Genomic DNA, 22696 nt, shown 5'->3' with positions numbered 1-22696 from the left:
GGTCAGTCTTTCCGCTGCGGCTCTTGGACCGGCTGGGCCTGGCCCTCGATGGTGTGGCCTGGCTGCGGCTGCGCGCTGTTCTGCTGGTGAGGCGCCTGCACTGGCGGCACCGGCTGGGCGGGCGGCGGGGTCTGCTCGGCCGGCCTGTTCTCTTCATCGCTCATGGCCTTGCGGAAGCCCTTGATCGACTCGCCCAGGTCGCTGCCGAAGTTCTTCAGCTTCTTGGTGCCGAAGACCAGCACGACGACCACCAGCAGGACGATCCAGTGTTTCCAGTCAAAAATACCCATGGTGCTCTCCTAGAATTCTATTGGCTCAGGCCGAAGGCTGACGCGCGGCCTTTTCATCGTGCCCGGAAAGCCCGAAACGGCGCTCCAGTTCATCTAGCACGGCTTGCGGATGCTGGCCCAGCGCACTGAGCATGACCAGGCTATGGAACCACAAGTCTGCGGTTTCATAGATGACATCACTGTAATCCTTGCTCACGGCAGCGTCTTTGGCTGCGATGATGGTCTCGACGGACTCTTCGCCGAGCTTTTCGAGGATCTTGTTCAGGCCCTTATGGTACAGGCTGGCCACGTAAGAGCTGTCAGGAGCCGCTTGTTTGCGCTCTTCGAGCACTTCGGCCAGGCGATTGAGGGTGTCGCTCATGTCAGTGTCCTGCGCTGTAGATGGCATCCGGATCTTTCAGAACCGGGTCGACGGTTTTCCACTGGCCATCCTGGTAGACGCGGTAGAAGCAGCTTTCACGGCCGGTATGGCAGGCAATATGGCCCAGTTGCTCGACCATCAGGATGATCACGTCGGCATCGCAGTCCAGGCGCATTTCATGCAACTTCTGCACATGGCCGGACTCCTCGCCCTTGCGCCACAGCTTGCCACGGGAACGCGACCAGTAGATGGCGCGTTGTTCGGCGGCGGTCAGCGCCAGCGATTCGCGGTTCATCCAGGCCATCATCAGCACGCGTCCGGTCTTGTGGTCCTGGGCGATCGCCGGTACCAGGCCATCGCTGTTCCACTTGATCTCGTCCAGCCAGTCTTTCATCGTCGACTCCAAAGCGGGCCCGCTCCTGTGCCGGGCCCTTTGCGCTAGTGTGCCAGCCAGCAGCGCGGCTGGCTATTGGCGCACAATCAGGTAAAGCCCGGCAGCCAGCATCAGCCAGGCCGGCCAGGCGCCAGGTGCGGCCAGGCTGGCGGCCTCGGCCGCGCCGGTGGCCAGTACCGCACCGCCGCCAAGCAGGCCGGCACCGAGCAGGCGCAGCGCCCAGCGGTCCTGGCGGCGACGCTCCGGCAGCTGCGGGTCTTCCAGGTGCGGCTGCGACAGGCGTTCGAGCAGGTCGCGGGCCATGCCAGCCAGGTGCGGCAGCTGCTCGACCTGGCCATGAATGTTGCCGAGCACCGCCTTGGGGCTCATGCGTTCGCGCATCCAGCGTTCCAGGAATGGCTTGGCGGTGCTCCACAGGTCCAGGTCGGGGTACAGCTGCCGGCCCAGGCCTTCGATATTGAGCAGGGTCTTCTGCAGCAGCACCAGCTGCGGCTGGACTTCCATGTTGAAGCGCCGGGCGGTCTGGAACAGACGCATCAGCACCTGGCCAAAGGAAATATCCTTTAACGGTTTTTCGAAGATCGGCTCGCACACGGTGCGAATAGCCGCTTCGAACTCATTGACCTTGGTATGCGCTGGTACCCAGCCCGAGTCGATGTGCAGTTCGGCAACGCGGCGATAGTCGCGCTTGAAGAAAGCGATCAGGTTGCGCGCGAGGTAGTCCTGGTCTTCGGCGGTGAGGCTGCCGACGATGCCGCAGTCAATGGCAATGTACTGCGGGCTCCATGGTTTGACTGTGCTGACGAAGATGTTGCCGGGGTGCATGTCGGCATGGAAGAAGCTGTCGCGGAACACCTGGGTGAAGAACACTTCCACGCCACGTTCGGCCAGCATCTTCATGTCGGTGCGCTGGTCGGCCAGGGTGGCCATGTCGGTCACCGGCACGCCGTAGATGCGCTCCATCACCAGCACCTTGGGGCGGCACAGGTCCCAGTACACCTGGGGCACGTACATCAGCTCGGAACCTTCGAAGTTGCGCCGCAGCTGGCTGGCATTGGCCGCTTCGCGCAGCAGGTCGAGTTCGTCGTAGATGGTCTTTTCGTAGTCGCCGACGATTTCCACCGGGTGCAGGCGGCGGGCGTCGGCCGAGGCGCGCTCGGCGGCCTTGGCGATCTGGAACAGCCAGGCCATGTCCTGGGCGATGACCGGCTTCAGGCCAGGGCGCACCACCTTGACCACCACCTCTTCGCCACTCTTGAGGCGGGCGGCATGCACCTGGGCGACCGAGGCCGAGGCCAGTGGCTCGACGTCGAAACGGCTGAACACTTCGCCGACCTTGGCGCCGAGCTGCTCTTCGATCAGCGCCACGGCTTTTTTCGGGTCGAACGGCGGCACGCGGTCCTGCAACAGCATCAACTCGTCGGCGATGTCGGTGGGCAGCAAGTCGCGGCGGGTGGACAGCAACTGGCCGAACTTGATGAAGATCGGCCCCAGGTCCTGCAGCGCCAGACGCAAGCGCGCACCGCGGCTGAGCGCAGAGGGCTTGCGCGGCAGCCAGCGCCAAGGCATCAGCAGGCGCAGGCTGGCCAGCCACCAGGGCAGCAGGGGTTGTTCGAACAGCAGGTCATCGAGACGGTAGCGGATCACCACGCGCTGGATGCGAAAGAGACGGCGGACGGCGAGCAGCTTCATGCGTTTTCGCTGGTATCAAGGGATCGGGAGAGGCGCTTGAGGCGTGCCTCCAGGCGTTCTGTGTCGAGCTTAAGGGCATCGAGTTCGCTGAAGGCGGCTTCAGCTTCGCGCTTGCCGACCAGGGTACGGGACTCTTCGGCCAGGTATTCGGACAGGTTCTGGCTGAAACGTGCCAGGCCCTGGCGGGTCCAGCGTGCGCGCAGGCGGATGTGCCCGGCCAGCATCGCCGTGGCCACCGGGCCGAGCCAGCGCTGCAGCTCGTGTTCCCAGTCCAGCTCCAGGTCCTGCAGCATGCCGAACAGGTCGAGCAGCACGGCACTGTCGCCATGCAGTTCGACCTGCGGGCTGTGCAGCACGGCGGTCTTGTCCTTGGCCACGGCCAGTTGCACCAGGCTACCGACCGGGGCGCGCAGGCTGCAGTCGACCTCGCCCTCCCAATGGGCGGCGAGCATCAGGCCTTCTTCATCAGGCAGGATGAACACCTGCAGGGCCGGCTGGCGGCAGTCGATCTCGATGACCTTGCCTCCGAGCGCGGCCAGCCGCGGCAAGGCCGTGCTGTCCATGCGCAGGACACGGTTCAGGCCATGTTCGACACTGGCAAGCAGCCCGGCCAGCAGCATCAGGGCTTGATTCCCCGGTGCACGGCAACGATGCCGCTGGTCATGTTGTGGTAGGTGACGCGGTCGAAACCGGCCTCCACCATCATGCTCTTGAGGGTTTCCTGGTCGGGGTGCATGCGGATCGACTCGGCGAGGTAACGGTAGCTTTCGGAGTCATTGGTGATCAGCTTGCCGGCCAGCGGCATGAAGGCGAACGAATAGGCGTCGTAAGCCTTGGACATCAGCTTGTTGGTCGGCTTGGAGAACTCCAGCACCAGCAGGCGCCCGCCCGGCTTGAGCACGCGCAGCATCGAACGGATGGCCTGGTCCTTGTGGGTGACGTTGCGCAGGCCGAAGGCGATGGTCACGCAGTCGAAGTGGTTGTCGGGGAACGGCAGCTTCTCGGCATCGGCCTGGACGAACTCGATGTTGCCGGCCATACCACGGTCGAGCAGGCGGTCACGGCCGACCTTGAGCATCGATTCGTTGATATCGGCGAGCACCACCTGGCCGGTCGGGCCGACCAGGCGCGAGAACTTGGCGGCCAGGTCGCCGGTACCGCCGGCGATGTCCAGCACGCGGTTGCCGGCGCGCACGCCGGACAACTCGATGGTAAAGCGCTTCCACAGGCGGTGCATGCCGCCGGAGAGCACGTCGTTCATCAGGTCGTACTTGGCGGCCACCGAGTGGAACACTTCGGCGACTTTCTTCGCCTTCTGGCTTTCGGGGACGTCCTGGTAGCCGAAATGGGTGGTGGGTTCGGCGTGTTCGCCTTTGCGCTGGTCGTTCATATCGCTTCACCGGAAAAAATTACCGCCCATTCTAGGGCGAACGGGCGGATTTGTCTTGGCGGGGTGTGCCGGGTGGCAGGCGCGGGCATAATGCAGATTATGTCTACATTGCCAGGAACATCCGCATGACCCAGATCAGCGTCGAACGCAAACACTCCCTCGGCCGCGATGCCGCCCGCGCCAAGGCCGAAGCGCTGGTCGACAGGCTCAGCCGTGAATACGACCTCAAGGCCACCTGGCAGGGTGACCGGGTCGACGTCGCCCGCAGCGGCGCCAACGGCAGCGTGCACATCGGTGAAGACAGCATTCGCGTGGAGCTGAAGCTGGGCATGATGCTGTCGATGATGAGCGGCACCATCAAGGCCGAGATCGAGCGCGCGCTGGACAAGGCCCTGGCCTGACACACATGGCCAGGGCCGCGCGGGCAGCACTGGGGATACCGCGTCAGTCGGCAGGGAACGGAATCAGGTCCCTGACCTGCTCGTACGTCAGGTCGCCGCGGTAGACCTTCAGCCGCTCATGCGGGTTGAGGGCATCCTCCAGCTGGGCGTCGCGCATCTTCGCCGTCGCGAACTTCAGATGCCCCTTGGCGAAGTCCCTTGCTGCAGCGTTGTGGCGCGTGTAATGGAAGTGAGCCTCCCAGAAGATGGCGTTGCTGTTCGCTTCCTTGCGGTACAGGGTATAGACATCGAGGAAGTCCCTTTCGCCCAGGCGGCGGCGGATGGCAGTCCGCCTGATCTCGACCAGCCCGTTCTCCAGCAGGAAGCGCAGCGCCTTGCTGTCGGGGTGGCGAGTGGCGAGATAGATGGCCTTTAGCCGAGCGTATTTTTCCTTTTGCACGCGCTCGATGGCGTCATTGAGGTTGTCGAGCAGGGTCGGGCTGGATTCGCGTTCGAGCTGGCTGGTCACGGCCGTCAGCCTTTCGATGTGATGGTCGAGTACATCCGACAGGCTGTTCGGTTCGTCGTCGAATAGCCTGGCTCGGGCAATTTCGTTATCCGTTTCGGCCACCAGGCGGGTGCCCAGGCTGCGCAGCGCCTTCTGGCTGGCGCGCGGCTGCGGCTGCACCTCGACCCACGTGCTGCCTTGTGCTTCGTATTCGGCAACCGGCTGCAGCGCGACGGGGTCGTACTGTATGGCTTTGCCGTCGCGTAGTGCCTCATCGACCAGCAGGGTCTTGTGCCGGGCCGTGCGGATCACCCGCAGCCGTGTGCGACGCATGTTCTGCGGCCTGGCCGGTGGCGCGGGCCTGGCCACCGGCCAGTCGGGATGTTGCTCGGCATCCAGGCGGGCATTGGCGTGGTCCAGTGCGCGTTCGGCCATGCGCCTGAGCGTCGACATCTCCCTGAGGTAGGCCTGCAGGTATTGCCTGTTCCAGGCGGGATCCTCCAGCGTCAGCAGGTATTTCGCCGTGCCCAGTCCTGTTTCGTACTGTTGCAGGCTGCTCTCCAGGACGGCGATCTGGTCTTGCACGGACGGGTCCGCACGCAACAGGCCATCATGGCTGACCATGGCCTGATGCATGTCTCTGTTGCGCAGGTTCAACTGCTCCTGGTACATCCTGTCGACATTGCCCGCATTCAGTTGCATGCGGTCAAGGGCCAGCGCCTGTAGGTCGGAGATGATCTGGGCATGCACGACCAGGGTGGAGTAGGGGCGCGTATCGATCACCTCCCTGAGGTGACTGTGTTTATCCGGATACACGATCCGAGGGTCATCGAGGACCTCGGTGATCATCTCGTCCAGCCGTTGGCTGACGGTAAGCAGGCGTTTATGAACGGCCAGGGCGTTTTCACGGGTCTGGCGATAAACGCCATAGGCTTCGCGTTGGGTGGGCGTGGTCGGTAGCCGCGCGATCGCCATGGCCTGCAGGTCGATGCCATCGTAACTGACTTGCGACAGCAGGCGGGTGTACAACTGGGTATCGTTCTGGATCAGTGTCTGGTACCAGGGCCCGACCTCGGCCTGGTAGTCGATGCTGCCAAAACGCCGCATGGCTGGCGCCTTCAGGAAGTTCAGCAGCTCGATGTTGGACTGCAGCAGGGAAGCCCGTTGTTCGTAGAGCTTGCTGACGGCCCGTACGGTACTGGCATGAGCTGCCCTGAGCCTGTCGCGCTCCCCGCGCATCTTGGCCATGCGTGGCGTTTCGACGAGCATTTCTCGGTTCTGCTGGCTGCGCTGTTTCGTAAGCTCTTGCGAGTAGGCCTTTTCATGTTCGTCCAGCGGGACCAGGGTTGCCAGGTTGCTGTCGAGCATTGCATCGACTTCCTTGAGCGGCGCCTGATTCCCCAACAGCTGGTTGACCAGCCTGAGGTGCTCGGTCTTGTCGGGCGTCTTTACCGGCGCCCCTCCCGGCAGGCTCAGGCTGATCGACCATTCGCCGTTCCAGCGGCTTACCCAGGGCCCCATGGCGCGTTCGCGGCCGACAATGTGGTAGCCGTCGTCCGCGCCGCCCTGGGCGACCCATTCGCCTTTGCTCAGGTCAGGGCCGATGATGCGCACGCCGTTCCAGCTTTCCTGCACCTCGAAGGCGGCATCGGCGAGCTTCACATAGAGCCGCCCGTCAACCCGGTAGAGGCCGCGCAGTCGCCCTGTTTCCAGCGGTAGCTGCCCCTTCAGCGACTGCCTGGCCTGGAGCCTGACCAGAGCCTGGAGCTCCCCGGGGGACAACTTGTCCAGGCGCTGGACATCGCCATAGCGACTGCCCCTGAGCAGGACCGACTGCCGTTCGATCACGGCCTCTTGCCAGCTCCGTTCTTGCACGGGGTTCGCTGCTTCTACCAGGTTCACGCCGCGTTCGGCCGGCTCGGCGAAGTGCAGCAGCGGCGCGCGCCCACGCTGGGGCACGCTCTCGGCGCCACGCTGCGCGACCAGCATCGCGAGGTTGGTCAGCAGGTCGGTGGCGGCCATGATTCGCGCATCGTCGCCGCCTTCGGCAAGGGTCCGCAGGTCGTCCGCGGAGGCCGAGAGTGCCACCATCAGCCAGGTGATACCGGCCAGGGGGCCGCGCCACAGGAGGGTGGCGCCATTGAAGATGGCCCAGGCGACCTGCCTGACCAGCTCGCCCTTGATCTGGGCATTGGATACGCTCCTGCGGGCGGCGAAATGCAGCATGGTTTGCACCCTGGCGTCCAGCAGGTGGCCATCCAGTCCGCTGGACCAGGGGTCAAATGCCAATTCGACCGGCTGCCTGGTGTTTTCCAGGGCCAGTTCGGTCACGACCGAGCCGATATTCAGCGAGGCCGCCAGGTCATCCAGGCCGACATGCAAGTGCGGTATGCGCAGGCCACCCTTTTCGTAGATCGGCCGCGCATCGTCGTCCAGCGCATCGATGACGCTCTTGTGCAGCTCGGCATTGCTGCGTATGTGCTCCAGCATTCGCTCACGGCTGGTGAACGCCAGCAGGGAATCACCGTCGTGGAGAGGGCGGTAAAGCACCCAGCTGTCAGGCAGCTGGATCAGGAACATGCCATGCACCAGGTCGCGGGTTGTCGCCCCCGGTTCCCGACGCAGCGCCAGCGGGGCGATGGCAGGCTGCTCGTCACCGGCGCCCTTGCAAAAGCCCAGCAGCGCCGTGCTCTGGGCTTCGCTCAACTGCTGGTCGAGACGCGCCTTGAGGGTGTCGAAGCGCAAGTGCTGGCGCCATTCCCTGGCGTACTGGGCGATACGCTCGTGCTTTCGCGGCTGGGCATCGACCAGGCTGCGCAGGTAGGTGGGATAGTTGCCGCCGATGTCGAGGGTACGAATCAGGTCCTCGACATGGCGGATCGTCAACCAGCCGGTGTAGGTCTGGCCTTGGCCTTCGCTGATGCGTGTCATCACCTCGTCGGGCCCGAGGCGGGAAATGGCCAGCGTGGTGAGGCTTTCGGTACGCAGGTATTGGGCTTGCGGCTGCGCGGCCATTGAGCTGCCGAGCACCTGGTCGATGCTGATGAAGACCTGGTCGGGGTCACAGGGTGTTTCACCCGGGTGGTCAAGCCGCAGCTGCTCGCGCAGGCGGCGATGGGCATAGCGTTGTATGTCGTCGATATCACCGAGCGAAGTGCGGCCACGGGATTGCCCCTGGCTGGCGGCCAGGTCAAGCAAGGCGCCCTGGTAGGCGAAGCGCTGCTGCGCATCGGCACTGGCCAGCCAGCCGGGCAGTGCGATGGCGGGCAGGCCCGCTACCTGCAAGGGTTGGTCGAGAAAACTGCCTGAAGGGTCGCAGGCTGCGGCGTACGCCTTTTCCAGGGCATCGATGGAGGCCAGGCCAGTCACACGCAAGCGCCTGAGATCGTCCAGCAGGCCATTGAGCTGCTGCAGGACCTGGAACTGCACGGGGTCCCCGCTTAGCGGCCGCTGCGCCCAGGACAGGCTGTCGAAGCGGTAGCGCTCCGCCAGTTCGTCTTGCAGGGCGGCGGCGAAGGCTGCCCGGTCGACGTAGCGGCGAATCACCCCGGAGGGTTTGCACCAGAGTACCCGCTGGTCCGACTCCTCGCCTGGGCCCAGCAGCAGATCGGGCAACAGGCGTGACCAATCCTTGCCGTCGACGCTCAAGGTCACCTGCACGACGTTCACCGCGACGTTCTGGCCAGCCCCTTCGAGCATGGCGTACAGCAAAGCCTGGTCATCGGCGTCCAGCCCCTGGCGCGGGATATTGTTCAGCTGGGCCGCCTTGATGAGGTTGGCCAGCCACTGCATGCGCGGGGTATCGGAACCTTCGTCGACACCGTTCCAGAAGCTGATCTGGGCTTGCGCAAAGGCGTCTGGCAGTTTGACCAGCACAGGCTCAAGGTCAGCCTCCAGTTTCACCATGTCCAGGTCGATACGCGGTTGCTGGCTAGTGCCGCTGCCTTGCGGCTGTGGATGGAATATTGCTGGCGGAGCGAGTGACAGCGCATCGCTCGCCGTCAGCTGCAGGGGCGTGCCGTTCAGGTAGTGCTGCAGCAGCTCGTCCAGCAGCGAGCCTGGGCGGGCATCGCCTGCTGCGGATGACGCGCGCATCAGCGTGAATCCGTCGAGTGAAGACAGCTGTGGATAATTACCCGGAATCATCGGGTAACGGTCGATCAAGGCCTTGAAGGCTTCGTCCGCCAGGACCGCGCGCAGGCCCGGGCGCTGGCGGAAGCACGCCGCTACCGCTTGCTTGAAGGTGGTTGTCGATGATGTGCTGGATGCGTGCATGGACGGGGCTCCGGTGGAATGGAGCCCAAGACCCTAGCGGGTTGCCCGCCTGCGGATGGGGTACATGAATGCAGCGCCTCGAGCTTAGGGTGAGGTTTCTAATTTTTCTGCCTACCGTGTGCATGAGCCCAACCTCCATGGGCGGTTTTTCCTCCACTCATGAGCATGAGGTAGACAGCATGGCCAAAGTGATTGTGAAGAAAAAAGACGAAGCCCTGGGCACGTTGGGCGAAGTGCGTGGCTACGCCCGCAAGATCTGGCTGGCCGGTATCGGCGCCTATGCCCGGGTCGGCCAGGAAGGCTCTGATTACTTCAAGGAACTGGTCAAGGCCGGTGAAGGCGTCGAGAAACGTGGCAAGAAGCGCATCGACAAAGAGCTCGAAGCTGCCAACCACCAGCTCGATGAAGCCACTGAAGAAGTCAGCCGTGTACGTGGCAAGGTCGAAATTCAGTTGGACAAGATTGAAAAAGCTTTCGACGCACGGGTAGGTCGCGCCTTGAATCGCCTTGGCATTCCGTCTAAACATGACGTTGAGGCGTTGTCCATCAAGCTTGAACAGCTGCATGAGCTGCTCGAGCGCGTCGCGCACAAACCATAAGGAGAGCAGGATGGCTGGCAAGAAGAATTCCGACAAAGAAGGCAGCTCCTGGATCGGCGGGGTCGAGAAGTACTCCCGCAAGATCTGGCTGGCAGGGCTGGGGATCTATTCGAAGATCGACCAGGACGGCCCGAAGCTGTTCGACTCGCTGGTGAAGGATGGCGAGAAGGCTGAAAAGCAAGCGAAGAAGACCGCTGAAGACGTCGCTGAAACAGCCAAGTCCTCGACCACCTCACGCGTATCGGGTGTGAAGGATCGGGCGCTGGGCAAGTGGAGCGAACTCGAAGAGGCCTTCGACAAGCGTCTGAACAGTGCCATCTCCCGTCTCGGCGTACCGAGCCGCAACGAGATCAAGGCCCTGCACCAGCAGGTCGACAGCCTGACCAAGCAGATCGAGAAACTGACCGGTGCTTCGGTCACCCCGGTCTCCTCGCGCTCTGCAGCCGCCAAACCGGCAGCGAGCAAGGCAGCGGCCAAACCCTTGGCCAAGTCCGCAGCAAAAACGGCGGCTGCCAAGCCGGCTCCCAAGACTGCGGCTAAACCGGCAGCGGCCAAACCCGCAGCCAAGGCCGCAGCGGCCAAGCCAGCGGCAAAACCGACTGCCAAGCCCGTTGCAGCCAAGCCTGCCGCAGCGAAGAAACCGGCGGTGAAGAAAGCACCGGCCAAACCGGCAGCCGCCAAGCCAGCAGCACCAGCGGCCAGCGCCGCTCCGGCTGCTACCGCAGCGCCGGCGCCAACTGCGGCCCCGGCCAGCAACCCGGCTTCGGCTCCGGCCAGCACCGGTTCTCTGCTCTGAGAGCGGCGTAACGCCCTTCGCGGGTAAACCCGCTCCCACAGGCACAGCGCCGGATCCAGCATCAGCGCTGTCCCTTGTAGGAGCGGGTTTACCCGCGAAGACGTCGGTGCAGCAGTACATCTCCTACCGGTTTACCCCTCCAGATACCGCACCGCCAGCTCCTCCGCTGCCGTTCGTGCCTGCACCTGCAGATGCGGCGCCACCAGCATCATCACCTGGTACACCACGATCCCCGAATCCCCCTCGCGCCCCAGTACCCGCTGGTAGTCGAGCGAGAACATCAAGGTCAGGGTGATCTGCTCCACCAGTTGGCCCAATGCCTGCGTCTCACTGACCACTTGCCCCTGACCCTTCAGGCTGGCCAGCAGTGCCGCCAAGGTGCGTTTGAGTGCGTTGATCAGGCTGCGCATGCCCCTTGCCAGCTTCGGCAGGCGCCCGGTCAGGTTGGACAGGTCCTGGAACAGGAACCGGTACTGGGCCATGCGCTCGACGATCAGGTGCAGGAACAACCAATAATCCTCGGCCTCCAGACGCACCTCCAGCGGTGGGTCGAGCAGCGGCATCAAGGCTTCCTCGAAGCGGTCGAACAGCCCGTGAATCAATGGCTCCTTACCGTGGAAGTGGTAATACAGGTTGCCCGGGCTGATGCCCAGCTCGTTGGCGATCTCCAGGGTCGAGACATTGGGTTCGCCCTGCGCGTTGAACAGCTGCAGGGCGCATTCGAGGATACGGTCTCGGGTCTTCATCCAGTCAGCGTGCTCATCGGGTCAGGACATAGGTGCCTGGCGCAGGGCCCAGCGGTGGATACGTGGCGTTGCCCAGTTCCGTGCGTGGCGCCTTGAGCGGGCCGGAGCGCGGTGTGATCCACTCCAGCCACAACGGCCACCAGCTGCCGTCGCGGCGCTGCGCGTCGTGGAACCAGGCGCGTGGGTCGCTCGATAGCCTGGGGTTTTCCAGGTAGTACGCCTTGGGGTTGCCGGGTGGGTTGATGATGCTCTGGATGTGCCCGCTGTTGGCCAGCACGAACTGCCGGTCGCCACCGAGCAGCAAGGCCGAGCGGTACACTGCGTCCCATGGCGTGATGTGATCGTTGCTACCCGCCACGGTGAAGCTGTCAAGGTCGACCTGCTTCAGGTCGATGGGGGTGCCGCACACCTCCAGGCCAGCGGCGTGGGTCAGCGGGTTGACCTTGAAGAAGTCCAGCAGGTCACCGTGCAGCGCGGCCGGCAGGCGCGTGCTGTCGGCGTTCCAGTAGAGGATGTCGAAGGCCGGCGGCGTCTTGCCGAGCAGGTAGTTGTTGACCCAGTAGTTCCAGATCAGGTCGTTGGGCCGCATCCAGGCGAAGATCCGCGCCACCTCGCCGCCATCCAGCACACCGCGCTGGTACGAGCGACGCTTGGCCGCCTCGATGGTCTGTTCGTCGGCGAACAGGCTGGCCGGGCTGTCGAACTTGCTGTCGAGCAGGCTGACCAGGTAGGTGGCACTGCGTACCCGGCGCAGCTGGTGCTTGGCCTGCAGGTGGCCCTGCAGCGCCGCCATGGTCAAACCGCCGGCGCAGGCGCCCATCAAGTTCAGGTCGCGGCTGCCGCTGATGCTGCGGCAGGCGTTCAGCGCCTCTTCCAGCGCCTGTACATAACTCGACAGGCCCCACTCGCGGTGGCGAGGGTCAGGGTTGCGCCAGCTGACCATGAACACCTGCAGTCCGTTCTTGAGCATGTACTGGACGAAGCTGTTGGTCGGCTGCAGGTCGAAGATGTAGTACTTGTTGATTTGTGGCGGCACCACCAGCACGGGCCGGGCATGCTGCTTTTCACTCATCGGCCTGTACTGGATCAGCTCCAGCTGGTCGTTGCGAAACACCACGGCGCCGGGCGTGGTCGCCAGGTTGCCGCCCACTTCGAAGGCGCGCTCATCGACCTGACGGGGCAGCCCATCGTTGTGGCGAAGGTCGTCGAGCAAGTGGGCGACACCGCGCACCAGGCTCTGCCCACCGGTGTTGAACAGTTCCTTGACCGCCAACGGGTTGAGCAGCGAGTTGCTCGGTGCCAGCGCATCGTTGATCAGGTTGAACAGAAAGTGCGCACGGGCCCGGTCATCGGCGTCCAGGTGGCTTTCCTCGATCCACAGGCGGGTCTGTTTCTGCCACGCCAGATAGGCCTGCAGACCGCGTCGGTAGAACGGGTTCTGGCTCCAGGTCGGATCGTTGAAGCGTGCATCACGCGCGCTCGGCTGATAGGGCGTGTCGCCGAGCATCACCCGGCCCAGTTGCCCGCCCAGGGCCAGCAGGTGGCGGGCGGTATGCAACGGGTTGCGCAGGCCATGACGGCCAACACTGCGCAAGGTGGAAACCAGGTCGCGACCCCGCAAGCCGAGGATGGCGTTCTGTACGTTCATGCTGGTGGCGGGAAGCGTTGACGTTCCTTTGGCCGGTTTTTCTTTCATGGCAACAACTCCCTTGTCAGGCCACGGTCGTACTCATCAGTCGTGCTCGTGCAACAGCAAGCAACAATTCAGCCACCAGAGGCCGGACTGGGGTGCATGACCGCGCGCTGACGCTCTTGCTGGAGAAACTTCATGATGATGGGTGCGACAGCCTCGGCCCGGGTGATCAGGAACAGATGACCGTCGTCGATAATGTGTAGCTGGGCATTGGGAATTCGCCAGGCCAGCAGGCGCATGTTGATCAGCGGGATCAATGGGTCGTCATCGCCCGCCAGCACCAGGGTCGGTTGCTGGATCTTGTGCAGCCAGTGAATGCTGGTCCAGCCAAGGCCGGCGAACAGTTGCCAGTAGTACCCCAGCTTGCCGCCCGAGCGCACCTTGGCCGCATGGTGCATGGCCAGGTCGGGATCACGGCGAAAACCGCCACCGTAGATCAGCGGCGCGATGCGGATGACATGCGATGGCTGCACGTAGCGCCTGGGGCTGGCCATCATCCACAGCACCTTGGGCTTGCCCGGCACCATTACCGCACCGGCGGCGGTGGCTGCCAGTACCAGCTTCTTGCAGCGCTCGGGGTAGTCGTGGGCGAATTGCTGGGCCAGCGCGCCTCCCCAGGACACGCCGATGACATTCACCTGGCCGTAGTCCAGGTAATCAAGCATGCGTGCGGTCAGCTTGGCCAGGCCGGGAAAGCGGTACGGGTGGCGAGGAGTGGATGAGCCCCCCACGCCGGGCACGTCGAAGGCAATGACTTCCAGGTCTGGGTCGAGTGCCTCGATGAACGGGAACACCAGCTCCAGGTTGGCGCCGATGCCGTTGAAGATCAGCAGCGGCGTCAGGTGCGGCTTGCCCGGGCGCACCGCAGTACGGATGGATTGGTCGTCCAGCTCGACGGTGCGGAAGATGTAGGGTAGCGGCATGCGCGTGGCTCTATGGCTTGAAAATGTACCGTGGCACGCTCCAGGCGGCCACGGCATTGCGACTCAACGCTCGTGTACGTAGGTGCCTGGTGCCGCCTCGCCGGCAGCATAGGCACGGTTGCCCAGGCGCGTCGGGGCCTTTTTCAGGTCGCCAGCGCGCTCGCCCAGCCAGGCCTGCCAGTACAGCCACCAGGAATCGGCGTGCTTTTCGGCGTTTTCCTGCCAGGCCACCGGGTCACCCGGGCGGTCGGCGCCGGTCATGAAGCGGGCCTTGGGATTGCCTGGCGGGTTGAGGATGCTCTGGATATGCCCGCTGTTGGACAGCACGAACTCGATCTTGCCGCCGAACAGGTGCGCCGAGCGGTAGCATGATTGCCACGGCGTGATGTGGTCGGAGGTGCCGGCGACGCTGAAGATGTCGCACTGCACGTTCTTCAGGTCGATGGGGGTGCCGCACACTTCAAGGGCATTGGGCCGGGTCAGCGGGTTGTTCTTGAACATCTCGATCAGGTCGCCATGGAAGGCGGCCGGCAAGCGCGTGGTGTCGTTGTTCCAGAACAGGATGTCGAACACTGGGGGCTCGTTGCCGAGCAGGTAGTTGTTGACCCAGTAGTTCCAGATCAGGTCGTTGGGGCGCATCCAGGCGAACACCTTGGCCATGTCGCTGCCTTCGAGCACCCCGGACTGGTAGGAGTGGCGCTTGGCCGCCTCGAGCGTCTGCTCGTTGACGAACAGGGCGACTTCGGTGTCCAGCGTGGTATCGAGCACACTGACCAGCAGCGTCAGGGCATTGACCTTCTGTTCACCCAGCGCGGCGTAGTGGCCGACCAGGGCGGTACAGGTGATGCCGCCGGAGCAGGCCCCGAGCATGTTCAGGTCCTTGCTGCCGGTAATTGCCAGTACGGCATCGACGGCTTCCTTCAGCGCATCGATGTAAGTCGACAGGCCCCACTCGCGCTGGGCCTTGGTCGGGTTGCGCCAGCTGATGATGAAGGTCTGCTGCTGCGAGCGCAGGCAGAAGCGCGCCAGGCTCTTTTCCGGGCTCAGGTCGAAGACGTAGAACTTGTTGATCTGTGGCGGGACCACCAGCAGCGGGCGGGCATGCACCTGTTCGGTGATGGGGCTGTACTGGATCAGCTCCAGCACATCGTTGCGGTAGACCACGGCGCCTTCGCTGGTGCCCAGGTTTTTGCCGACCTCGAACGCGTCCATGTTGACCTGGCTGGGCATGCCACCGTTGTTGACCACGTCCTTGGCCAGGTTGGACAACCCATCCAGCAGGCTCTTGCCGCCGGTTTCGAAGAAGCGTTTGATGGCCGCCGGGTTGGACAGGGTATTGGTCGGCGCCATGGCCTCGGTCAGCAGGTTGATGACGAACTGGCCGCGGGCGATGTCCTGGGGCGACAGGTCACTGTTGCCGATCCACTCCTGCAGCTCCTTGCGCCAGGCCAGGTAGGTTTGCAGGTAGCGGCGATAAAGCGGGTTCTTGCTCCAGGCCGGGTCCTGGAAGCGACGGTCGTCACCTGCCGGGGCGAGGCTGGACTTGCCCAGCAGCACGTTCTTCAGCTCCAGGCCGAAATGCGCCACATGCTTGGCACTGTGCAGCGGCTGGCGCACGGCCTGACGCAGCACGGTACGTGCAGAGCTCAGCAGGTCCTTGCGGCGGATGCCGATGACCGGGTTCAGCCCCAGGGTGTTTTCCGAGGCCTGCCGCTGCAACTCATCGTTGTTCTTGTTACTCATCTACGACGCTCCGTTGTCCTGAGACGAGTACCGGATTGCTGTGGCGCACTGCACAGCGGACAGCCCGGTACTGCTACTCGGGTGACCAGTGATAAGGAACAGCGGTGCTGCGGGCCGGATGCATTCGGCGATGAGCTGCGGGGGATTCTGCGTGTGAAGACAGCCTGCTTTCGCTCGCGACCTCTACATACCGGCCAGGTACCTGACTGCCTTCAAGGCGATGCAGGGAACTTGCCAGCTCCATTGGTTACCCGACTTTCATGTAATGCGCAAGACAACCCGTTCAAGAGTTGTCTGTAAGGCATTCAAACAGATGAGATTAGAAAATGCGCTCTAAAGCCTGGAAGGCTTGCGCTAGAGCATGAGTTTGACCACCGATTCCGCCGGGTCGCGGGACTTGCCGGCCTTGTGCAGCTCTTCGAGGTAGTCGGCCCACAGCTGTTCCTGGCGCAGGCACAGCTGTTCGAGGTATTCCCAGGTGAACAGGCCGCTGTCGTGGCCGTCGTCGAAGGTCAATTTCAGTGCATATTGGCCGGCCGGTTCCAGGCCGATGAGGCCGACGTTGATCTTGCCGAACTGCAGGATGGGGTTGCCGTGGCCCTGGACTTCGGCGGAGGGGGAGTGCACCCGCAGGAATTCGGCAGGCAGCTGGTAGACCTCGCCAGGGGCGTAGGTGAGGCTGAGGGTCTTGGAGGCTTTGTGCAGGTTGATGGCGGTGGGCAGGCGGGCCATGGTCTGAATCTCTCGGGAGCTGATGGTGCAAGCTTCGAGTGATTCAGGCCATTGTGCAAGGGGCCGCTTCGCGACCCCGTGCGGGCTTACAGGATGTAGCGCGACAGGTCTTCGTTCTGCGCCAGCTCACCGAGGTGGCCGTTCACGTATGCAGCATCGATGACAATCGGCGCTTCGTCGTGGCTGCTGGCCAGGTCGCCGGCACTGAACGACACCTCTTCGAGCAGACGCTCGAGCAGGGTGTGCAGGCGGCGGGCACCGATGTTCTCGGTCTTCTCGTTCACCTGGTAGGCAATCTCGGCCAGGCGCTTGATGCCGTCGGCGGCGAACTCGATGTTCAGGCCTTCGGTCTTGAGCAACGCACTGTATTGCTCGGTCAGCGACGCGTGTGGCTCTTTCAGGATGCGCTCGAAGTCTTCCGGCGTCAGCGCCTTAAGCTCGACACGGATCGGCAGGCGGCCCTGCAGCTCCGGTACCAGGTCGCTCGGCTTGCTCAGGTGGAACGCACCGGAAGCGATGAACAGGATGTGGTCGGTCTTGACCATGCCCAGCTTGGTGTTGACGGTGCAGCCTTCGATCAGTGGCAGCAGGTCGCGCTGCACGCCCTCACGGGAGACATCGGCACCGCCGACGTTGCCACGCTTGGCCACCTTGTCGATTTCGTCGATGAACACGATGCCGTGCTGCTCGACCGCTTCCAGGGCCTTGCCCTTGAGCTCTTCCTCGTTGACCAGGCGGCTGGCTTCTTCGTCGCGCACCATCTTCAGGGCGTCCTTGACCTTCAGCTTGCGGGTCTTGCGTTTGCCTTTGCCCATGTTGGCGAACAGGCTCTGCAGCTGGTTGGTCATCTCTTCCATGCCGGGTGGCGCGGCGATTTCCACGCCCATGTTCTCGGCCACTTCGATCTCGATTTCCTTGTCGTCCAGCTGGCCTTCGCGCAGGCGCTTGCGGAACAGCTGGCGAGTGTTGGAATCGGTGCTGGTCTGCGCGGCTTCCTCGCTGAAGCTGCTGACCCGCGCCTGCGGCAGCAGGGCGTCGAGGATGCGGTCTTCGGCGGCGTCCTCGGCACGGTGGCGCACGCGGACGATCTCTTGCTCGCGCAGCATCTTCAGCGCGGCATCGGCCAGGTCACGGATGATCGACTCGACATCGCGGCCGACATAGCCCACTTCAGTGAACTTGGTGGCCTCGACCTTGAGGAACGGTGCGTTGGCCAGCTTGGCCAGGCGGCGGGCGATTTCGGTCTTGCCGACGCCGGTAGGGCCGATCATCAGGATGTTCTTCGGGGTCACTTCGGCGCGCAGCTCGACCGGCAGCTGCATCCGCCGCCAGCGGTTGCGCAGGGCAATGGCGACAGCGCGCTTGGCGTCGTCCTGGCCGATGATGTGACGGTTGAGTTCGTGGACGATCTCGCGGGGGGTCATGGACATGATGAAAATGGTCCTCGAGCGGAGTAGGTCAGCGTGGAAAAGTCCCGCCATGAGCGGGACGCCAGAACAGCTGATTACTCGGCCAGGTCCTGCTCCTCGATGGTCAGGTTGTGGTTGGTGAACACGCAGATGTCACCGGCGATGTTCAGGGCAGTCTCGGTGATCTCCCGGGCCGACAGGTCGGTCTTGTTCAGCAGGGCGCGGGCTGCAGCCTGGGCGTAACCGCCACCGGAGCCCATGGCGATCAGGCCGTCTTCCGGCTCGACCACGTCACCGTTGCCGGTGATGATCAGCGATGCATCCTTGTTGGCCACTGCCAGCATGGCTTCCAGGCGGCTGAGGGAACGGTCGGTACGCCATTCCTTGGCCAGCTCGACGGCGGCACGCACCAGATGGCCGGAGTGTTTCTGCAACTGGGCTTCGAAGCGCTCGAACAAGGTGAAGGCGTCGGCGGTGGCACCGGCGAAACCGGCGATCACTTGACCGTTGTACAGGCGACGGACTTTCTTGGCGTTGCCTTTCATCACGGTGTTGCCGAGGGATACCTGGCCGTCGCCGCCCATGACGACTTTGCCGTTACGGCGGACAGAAACGATGGTGGTCAAGGGGAGAGTCTCCACGCAGCGGGGCAAAATTGCCTGATGCAGACTCATATGGGGGTGGGGGGAAGGATTTCAACCGCGGGGGATGAATGGTCGCCGCAGGCTGAAGCTTGAGCGCGATCAATGTGGGAGCGGCCTTGTGTCGCGAAAGGGCCGCAAAGCGGCCCCGGCAATCTATGCATGATGCAGAGATCCTGGGGCCGCTACGCAGCCCTTTCCGACCGGTCCGGCGCCCCGGCAAGGCCGCTCCCACAGGGGCTACTCAGGCCTCGTGGCAGACATGCCCATCGACCAAGGTATAACGCACGGCCGCCGGCAGGCAGTGGCCGATGAACGGGCAGTTCTCGCCACGCGACAGCCATTGCTCACCGGCAATCGTCGACGCCTTGGCGTCGAACAGCACCAGATCGGCGGCGCCGCCGACTTTCAGCTCACCGGCCGGCAGGCGCATGGCCTTGGCCGGGCCGCTGCTCAAGCGGGCGAGCAGGGTCGGCAGGTCGAGCAGGCCGTCCTCGACCAGGGTCATGGCCAGCGGCAGCAGCAGTTCGACGCTGCTGATACCCGGCTCGGTGGCGCCGAACGGCGCCAGCTTGGCATCGCGCTCGTGGGGCTGGTGGTGGCTGGAGATCGCCTGGATCACCCCCGATTTCACCGCCGCGCGCAGGCCGTCGCGGTCGGCGGCGGTGCGCAGGGGGGGCTGCACGTGGTACAGGCTGGAGAACTCACGCAGCGACTCGTCGGTAAGGATCAGCTGGTACAGCGCCACGTCGGCGGTCACCGGCAGGCCCAACTGCTGGGCCTGTTCGATCAGCCGTGCGCCACGGGCGCTGGTGATCTGGGTGAAGTGCGCACGCACGCCGGTCTGTTCCACCAGCAGCAGGTTGCGCGCCAAGGCGACGGTCTCGGCGGTCTCAGGGATGCCAGGCAGGCCGAGGAAGCTGGCCATGGCGCCTTCGTGGGCCAGGCCACCCTGGGCCAGGTCGCGGTCCTGGGAGTGGAACACCACGGTCAGGTCGAAAGTGGCGGCGTACTCCAGGGCACGGGCCAGGGTACGGTTGTTGGGGATTTCCTTCAGGCCGTTGCCGAAGGCCACGCAACCGGTGTCGCGCAGGGCAACCAGTTCGGCCAGTTGCTCGCCCTCCAGGCCCTTGGTCAGGGCGCCGATCGGGTAGACCTTGCTGTTGGCCGCTTCGCGGGCGCGGTCGAGGATCAGTTCGGCCACAGCCGAAGTATCCAGCACCGGCTTGGTCTGCGGTGGGCAGCACAGGCTGGTGACGCCACCGGCCACGGCGGCGCGGGTTTCACTGGCGATCGAGCCCTTGCGGCTGTAGCCCGGCTCGCGCAGCGAGACGCCGAGGTCGACCAGGCCGGGCGCGGCGATCAGGCCACCCGCTTCGATGGTTCGGCTGGCGCTGAAGCCGGCCGGGGCGGCGCCGATTGCGGCGATGCGGCCGCCATCCAGGTGCAGGTCGGTGACCTGGTCCAGGCCGCTGACAGGGTCGATGACCCGGGCGCCAAGAATGCTGATGGTCACTGAGCGTTCTCCTGGTCGAATTGACGTTGCGCGTTCTGCCCGCTCATGGCCATGGACAGCACGGCCATGCGCACGGCGATGCCGTAGGTGACCTGGTTGAGAATCACCGAGTGTTTGCCGTCGGCCACCGCCGATTCGATCTCCACGCCGCGGTTGATCGGGCCCGGGTGCATGACGATGGCGTCGGGCTTGGCGCCGGCCAGGCGTGCGGTGGTGAGGCCGAACAGGCGGTAGAACTCGCCTTCACTGGGCAACAGGCCACCGGCCATGCGCTCGCGCTGCAGGCGCAGCATGATCACCACGTCGACGTCCTTGAGGCCTTCGGCAAGGTCGGTGTAGACCTTCACGCCGTACTGCTCGATACCGACCGGGATCAGGGTTTTCGGGCCGATCACGCGGATGTCCGGGCAGCCCAGCGCCTTCAGCGCGAGCATGTCGGAACGTGCCACGCGCGAGTGCAGGATGTCACCGACGATCGCCACCGAGAGGTTCTCGAAGCTGCCCTTGTGACGGCGGATGGTCAGCATGTCGAGCATGCCCTGGGTCGGGTGCGCGTGGCGACCGTCACCGCCGTTGATCACGGCGACGTCCGGGCACACGTGCTCGGCGATGAAATGCGCCGCGCCGGAGTCGGAGTGACGCACGACGAACATGTCGGCAGCCATGGCTTCGAGGTTGCGCAGGGTGTCGAACAGGGTCTCGCCTTTGCTGGTCGAGGAGGTCGACACGTTCAGGCTGATCACGTCGGCCGACAGGCGCTGGGCGGCCAGTTCGAAGGTGGTGCGGGTACGGGTGGAGTTTTCGAAGAACACGTTGCACACGGTCTTGCCGCGCAGCAACGGGACCTTCTTCACGGCCCGGGCGCCGACTTCGAGGAACGAGTCGGCGGTGTCGAGGATCTCGGTCAGCAGTTCGCGGGGCAAACCGTCGAGCGAGAGGAAGTGGCGCAGCTGGCCCTGATCATTGAGCTGCAGCGGGCGCTTGGCGTCGATTGGCGTCATCGCGAGGGGACTCTTAAAGGGCAGAAGCGGTGGCGAGGTCCTGGCGCTCGAGGGCGAGCGGTGCGGGTCCGGTCAATTTTACCCGTTCATGGGCGGCCAGCGACAGGGTGGCGCCGAGCACGTTGGGGCGAATGGGCAGTTCGCCGGCATCCAGGTCGAGCAGGCAGACCAGGGTGACACTGGCCGGGCGGCCGTAATCGAACAATTCGTTGAGCGCGGCGCGGACGGTGCGGCCACTCATCAGCACGTCATCGATCAGCACCAGGTGCTGGCCTTCGACTTCGAATGGCAGCTCCGAGGGGCGCACCTGCGGGTGCAGGCCGTTCTGGCTGAAGTCATCGCGATAGAACGACACGTCCAGGGTGCCGAGCGGGCTCTGGTCGGCCATCGCTTCCTGCAGGGCCTGGGCAACCCAGACGCCGCCCGTGCGGATGCCGATAAAGCGCGGTTCGGTGATGTTTCGGCGGGCCAGATGGGCGCGAAGGTCGACAGCCATCTGCCGGATCAGGTCGGCGGGATTGGGTAGGCTCATTGCGTATCTCCTGGGGGCGCCGGGGACGTTGTCATTGCCTCGACGTAAACGCGGGAAAAATCAGGTGTTGGCCTCCAGCCAGCCTTGCAGCAGCAAGGCTGCGGCGATGGCGTCGACCGGGTTGTCACGGTAGCTGCCGCGCTGGCCGCCACGGGCCAGGCGCTCGCCTTTGGCCTCGAAGGTGGTCAGGCGTTCGTCGTGGGTGTGCACCGGCACGTTGAAGCGGCCATGGAGGCGGCGGGCGAACTTTTCCGCGCGCTCGCTCATTTCGCTGGGTGTGCCGTCCATGTTCAGCGGCAGGCCGACGACGATGGCATCGGGCTTCCACTCGCTGATGAGCTTTTCCACCTGGGCCCAGTCCGGCACGCCATTCTGCGCCTTCAAGGTGCACAGCTCGCGGGCCTGGCCGGTGATCACCTGGCCGACGGCGACGCCGATCTGTTTGCTGCCGTAGTCGAAGCCCAGCAGCAGGCGTAATTCGGCCATCAGGCGTGCCCCGCCTGGCTGGTCAGCAAGCTGAGGTTGATCCCCAGGCTGCGGGCGGCGGCGCCGAGGCGTTGTTCGCTGGCCATGGCGAAGAGGATGTCCGGGTCGAACGGGCAGTTGAGCCAGGCGTTGTCGGCCAGTTCCGCTTCCAGCTGGCCCGCTTCCCAGCCGGCATAACCCAGGGTGATCAGGCTTTGCTGTGGCCCTACGCCTTCGGCGATGGCGAACAGCACGTCCTGCGAAGTGGACAGCGACAGGCCCTGCAGTTCGACGGTGGCCTGGTAGCTGCATTCGCTGCTGTGCAGGACGAAGCCGCGGTCCGTCTGCACCGGGCCACCTTGGTAGATGGGCACGTGCAAGGTGCTGGCCGGAGGTACCTCGTTGGGGCGCAACTGCTCGAGAATGTCGGCCAGGTTCAGCTCCTGTGGTCGGTTGACCACCAGGCCCATGGCGCCATTGGCGTTGTGCTCGACGATGTACGTGAGGGTCTGGGCGAAGTTCGGATCGGCCATGTGCGGCATGGCGATCAGGAACTGATGCTTGAGGTAGCTCGGGGTGAGGGTTTTCATGGGGGATAGTGTGGCGCCAG

General features: G+C 64.2%; 22 protein-coding genes. 3 read left to right on the top strand and 19 right to left on the bottom strand.

Going from position 1 to position 22696, the window contains the following annotated elements; genetic code table 11:
• Positions 1-2 precede the first annotated feature (2 nt).
• From HU738_RS06940 to ubiE, 6 genes are all read right to left on the bottom strand, one after another.
• Complete coding sequence (locus HU738_RS06940; protein WP_186601738.1) at positions 3-290, bottom strand: twin-arginine translocase TatA/TatE family subunit; 288 nt, start codon at positions 288-290, stop codon at positions 3-5.
• 25 nt (positions 291-315) lie between these two features.
• Complete coding sequence (locus HU738_RS06935; RefSeq protein WP_013974545.1) at positions 316-651, bottom strand: phosphoribosyl-ATP diphosphatase; 336 nt, start codon at positions 649-651, stop codon at positions 316-318.
• A gap of 1 nt (position 652) precedes the next feature.
• Positions 653-1045, bottom strand: a complete 393-nt coding sequence (hisI, locus tag HU738_RS06930) for a phosphoribosyl-AMP cyclohydrolase (protein ID WP_176508163.1) — start codon at positions 1043-1045, stop codon at positions 653-655.
• Positions 1046-1117: 72 nt separating this feature from the next.
• Positions 1118-2737 carry a ubiquinone biosynthesis regulatory protein kinase UbiB gene (gene ubiB / locus HU738_RS06925; protein WP_186601737.1) on the bottom strand — a complete coding sequence of 540 codons (1620 nt, stop codon included), beginning with the start codon at positions 2735-2737 and terminating at the stop codon, positions 1118-1120.
• A complete protein-coding gene (locus HU738_RS06920; RefSeq protein WP_186601736.1) occupies positions 2734-3357 on the bottom strand; it encodes a ubiquinone biosynthesis accessory factor UbiJ in 624 nt (207 codons plus the stop codon). The genes ubiB and HU738_RS06920 overlap by 4 nt, the downstream gene beginning before the upstream one ends.
• A complete protein-coding gene (gene ubiE, locus HU738_RS06915; RefSeq protein WP_186601735.1) occupies positions 3357-4127 on the bottom strand; it encodes a bifunctional demethylmenaquinone methyltransferase/2-methoxy-6-polyprenyl-1,4-benzoquinol methylase UbiE in 771 nt (256 codons plus the stop codon). Before ubiE ends, HU738_RS06920 begins: the two co-directional genes overlap by 1 nt.
• 125 nt (positions 4128-4252) lie before the next feature.
• On the opposite strand from ubiE, the gene HU738_RS06910 reads away from it, so the two are divergent.
• A complete protein-coding gene (locus HU738_RS06910) occupies positions 4253-4528 on the top strand; it encodes a polyhydroxyalkanoic acid system family protein (RefSeq protein ID WP_186601733.1) in 276 nt (91 codons plus the stop codon).
• 43 nt (positions 4529-4571) lie between these two features.
• Here the strand turns inward: HU738_RS06910 and HU738_RS06905 are convergent, their stop codons facing one another.
• Positions 4572-9290, bottom strand: a complete 4719-nt coding sequence (locus HU738_RS06905) for a dermonecrotic toxin domain-containing protein (RefSeq protein ID WP_186601732.1) — start codon at positions 9288-9290, stop codon at positions 4572-4574.
• A gap of 179 nt (positions 9291-9469) precedes the next feature.
• On the opposite strand from HU738_RS06905, the gene HU738_RS06900 reads away from it, so the two are divergent.
• Positions 9470-9889, top strand: a complete 420-nt coding sequence (locus tag HU738_RS06900; protein ID WP_186601731.1) for a phasin family protein — start codon at positions 9470-9472, stop codon at positions 9887-9889.
• A 10-nt stretch (positions 9890-9899) separates the two neighbouring features.
• The gene (locus HU738_RS06895; protein WP_186601730.1) at positions 9900-10685 is read left to right on the top strand and encodes a phasin family protein; all 786 of its coding nucleotides are present in this window, start codon (positions 9900-9902) and stop codon (positions 10683-10685) included.
• Positions 10686-10816: 131 nt separating this feature from the next.
• Here HU738_RS06895 and HU738_RS06890 read toward each other — a convergent pair whose 3' ends face one another.
• The 12 genes from HU738_RS06890 to HU738_RS06835 form a co-directional block, all read right to left on the bottom strand.
• Complete coding sequence (locus tag HU738_RS06890; protein WP_186601729.1) at positions 10817-11431, bottom strand: TetR/AcrR family transcriptional regulator; 615 nt, start codon at positions 11429-11431, stop codon at positions 10817-10819.
• Positions 11432-11444: 13 nt separating this feature from the next.
• On the bottom strand, positions 11445-13127 hold the full coding sequence (phaC, locus tag HU738_RS06885) for a class II poly(R)-hydroxyalkanoic acid synthase (protein ID WP_186601728.1): 1683 nt from the start codon (positions 13125-13127) through the stop codon (positions 11445-11447).
• Between the two features lie 68 nt (positions 13128-13195).
• Positions 13196-14047 (bottom strand): poly(3-hydroxyalkanoate) depolymerase, encoded by an 852-nt coding sequence (gene phaZ, locus HU738_RS06880; RefSeq protein ID WP_060509739.1) that lies wholly within the window; start codon positions 14045-14047, stop codon positions 13196-13198.
• A 63-nt stretch (positions 14048-14110) separates the two neighbouring features.
• The gene (gene phaC, locus HU738_RS06875; RefSeq protein WP_186601727.1) at positions 14111-15790 is read right to left on the bottom strand and encodes a class II poly(R)-hydroxyalkanoic acid synthase; all 1680 of its coding nucleotides are present in this window, start codon (positions 15788-15790) and stop codon (positions 14111-14113) included.
• A gap of 354 nt (positions 15791-16144) precedes the next feature.
• Positions 16145-16522 carry a gamma-butyrobetaine hydroxylase family protein gene (locus tag HU738_RS06870; RefSeq protein ID WP_054884300.1) on the bottom strand — a complete coding sequence of 126 codons (378 nt, stop codon included), beginning with the start codon at positions 16520-16522 and terminating at the stop codon, positions 16145-16147.
• 86 nt (positions 16523-16608) lie between these two features.
• Positions 16609-17952: an ATP-dependent protease ATPase subunit HslU gene (gene hslU, locus HU738_RS06865; RefSeq protein ID WP_176508175.1), complete on the bottom strand. Its 1344-nt coding sequence runs from the start codon at positions 17950-17952 to the stop codon at positions 16609-16611.
• A gap of 74 nt (positions 17953-18026) precedes the next feature.
• Positions 18027-18557 (bottom strand): ATP-dependent protease subunit HslV, encoded by a 531-nt coding sequence (gene hslV, locus HU738_RS06860; protein WP_054884302.1) that lies wholly within the window; start codon positions 18555-18557, stop codon positions 18027-18029.
• 259 nt (positions 18558-18816) lie between these two features.
• Positions 18817-20088, bottom strand: a complete 1272-nt coding sequence (locus HU738_RS06855; RefSeq protein WP_176508176.1) for a dihydroorotase — start codon at positions 20086-20088, stop codon at positions 18817-18819.
• Positions 20085-21089: an aspartate carbamoyltransferase catalytic subunit gene (locus tag HU738_RS06850; protein ID WP_054884304.1), complete on the bottom strand. Its 1005-nt coding sequence runs from the start codon at positions 21087-21089 to the stop codon at positions 20085-20087. Before HU738_RS06850 ends, HU738_RS06855 begins: the two co-directional genes overlap by 4 nt.
• A 13-nt stretch (positions 21090-21102) precedes the next feature.
• Positions 21103-21621, bottom strand: a complete 519-nt coding sequence (gene pyrR, locus HU738_RS06845; protein ID WP_186601726.1) for a bifunctional pyr operon transcriptional regulator/uracil phosphoribosyltransferase PyrR — start codon at positions 21619-21621, stop codon at positions 21103-21105.
• 60 nt (positions 21622-21681) lie between these two features.
• Complete coding sequence (gene ruvX / locus HU738_RS06840) at positions 21682-22107, bottom strand: Holliday junction resolvase RuvX (protein WP_186601725.1); 426 nt, start codon at positions 22105-22107, stop codon at positions 21682-21684.
• Complete coding sequence (locus HU738_RS06835) at positions 22107-22676, bottom strand: YqgE/AlgH family protein (protein ID WP_054884307.1); 570 nt, start codon at positions 22674-22676, stop codon at positions 22107-22109. The genes ruvX and HU738_RS06835 overlap by 1 nt, the downstream gene beginning before the upstream one ends.
• Positions 22677-22696 lie beyond the last annotated feature (20 nt).

This window comes from Pseudomonas vlassakiae (assembly GCF_014269035.2).
Classification (GTDB): domain Bacteria; phylum Pseudomonadota; class Gammaproteobacteria; order Pseudomonadales; family Pseudomonadaceae; genus Aquipseudomonas; species Aquipseudomonas vlassakiae.
This window is presented reverse-complemented; position numbering and strand designations above follow the sequence as displayed.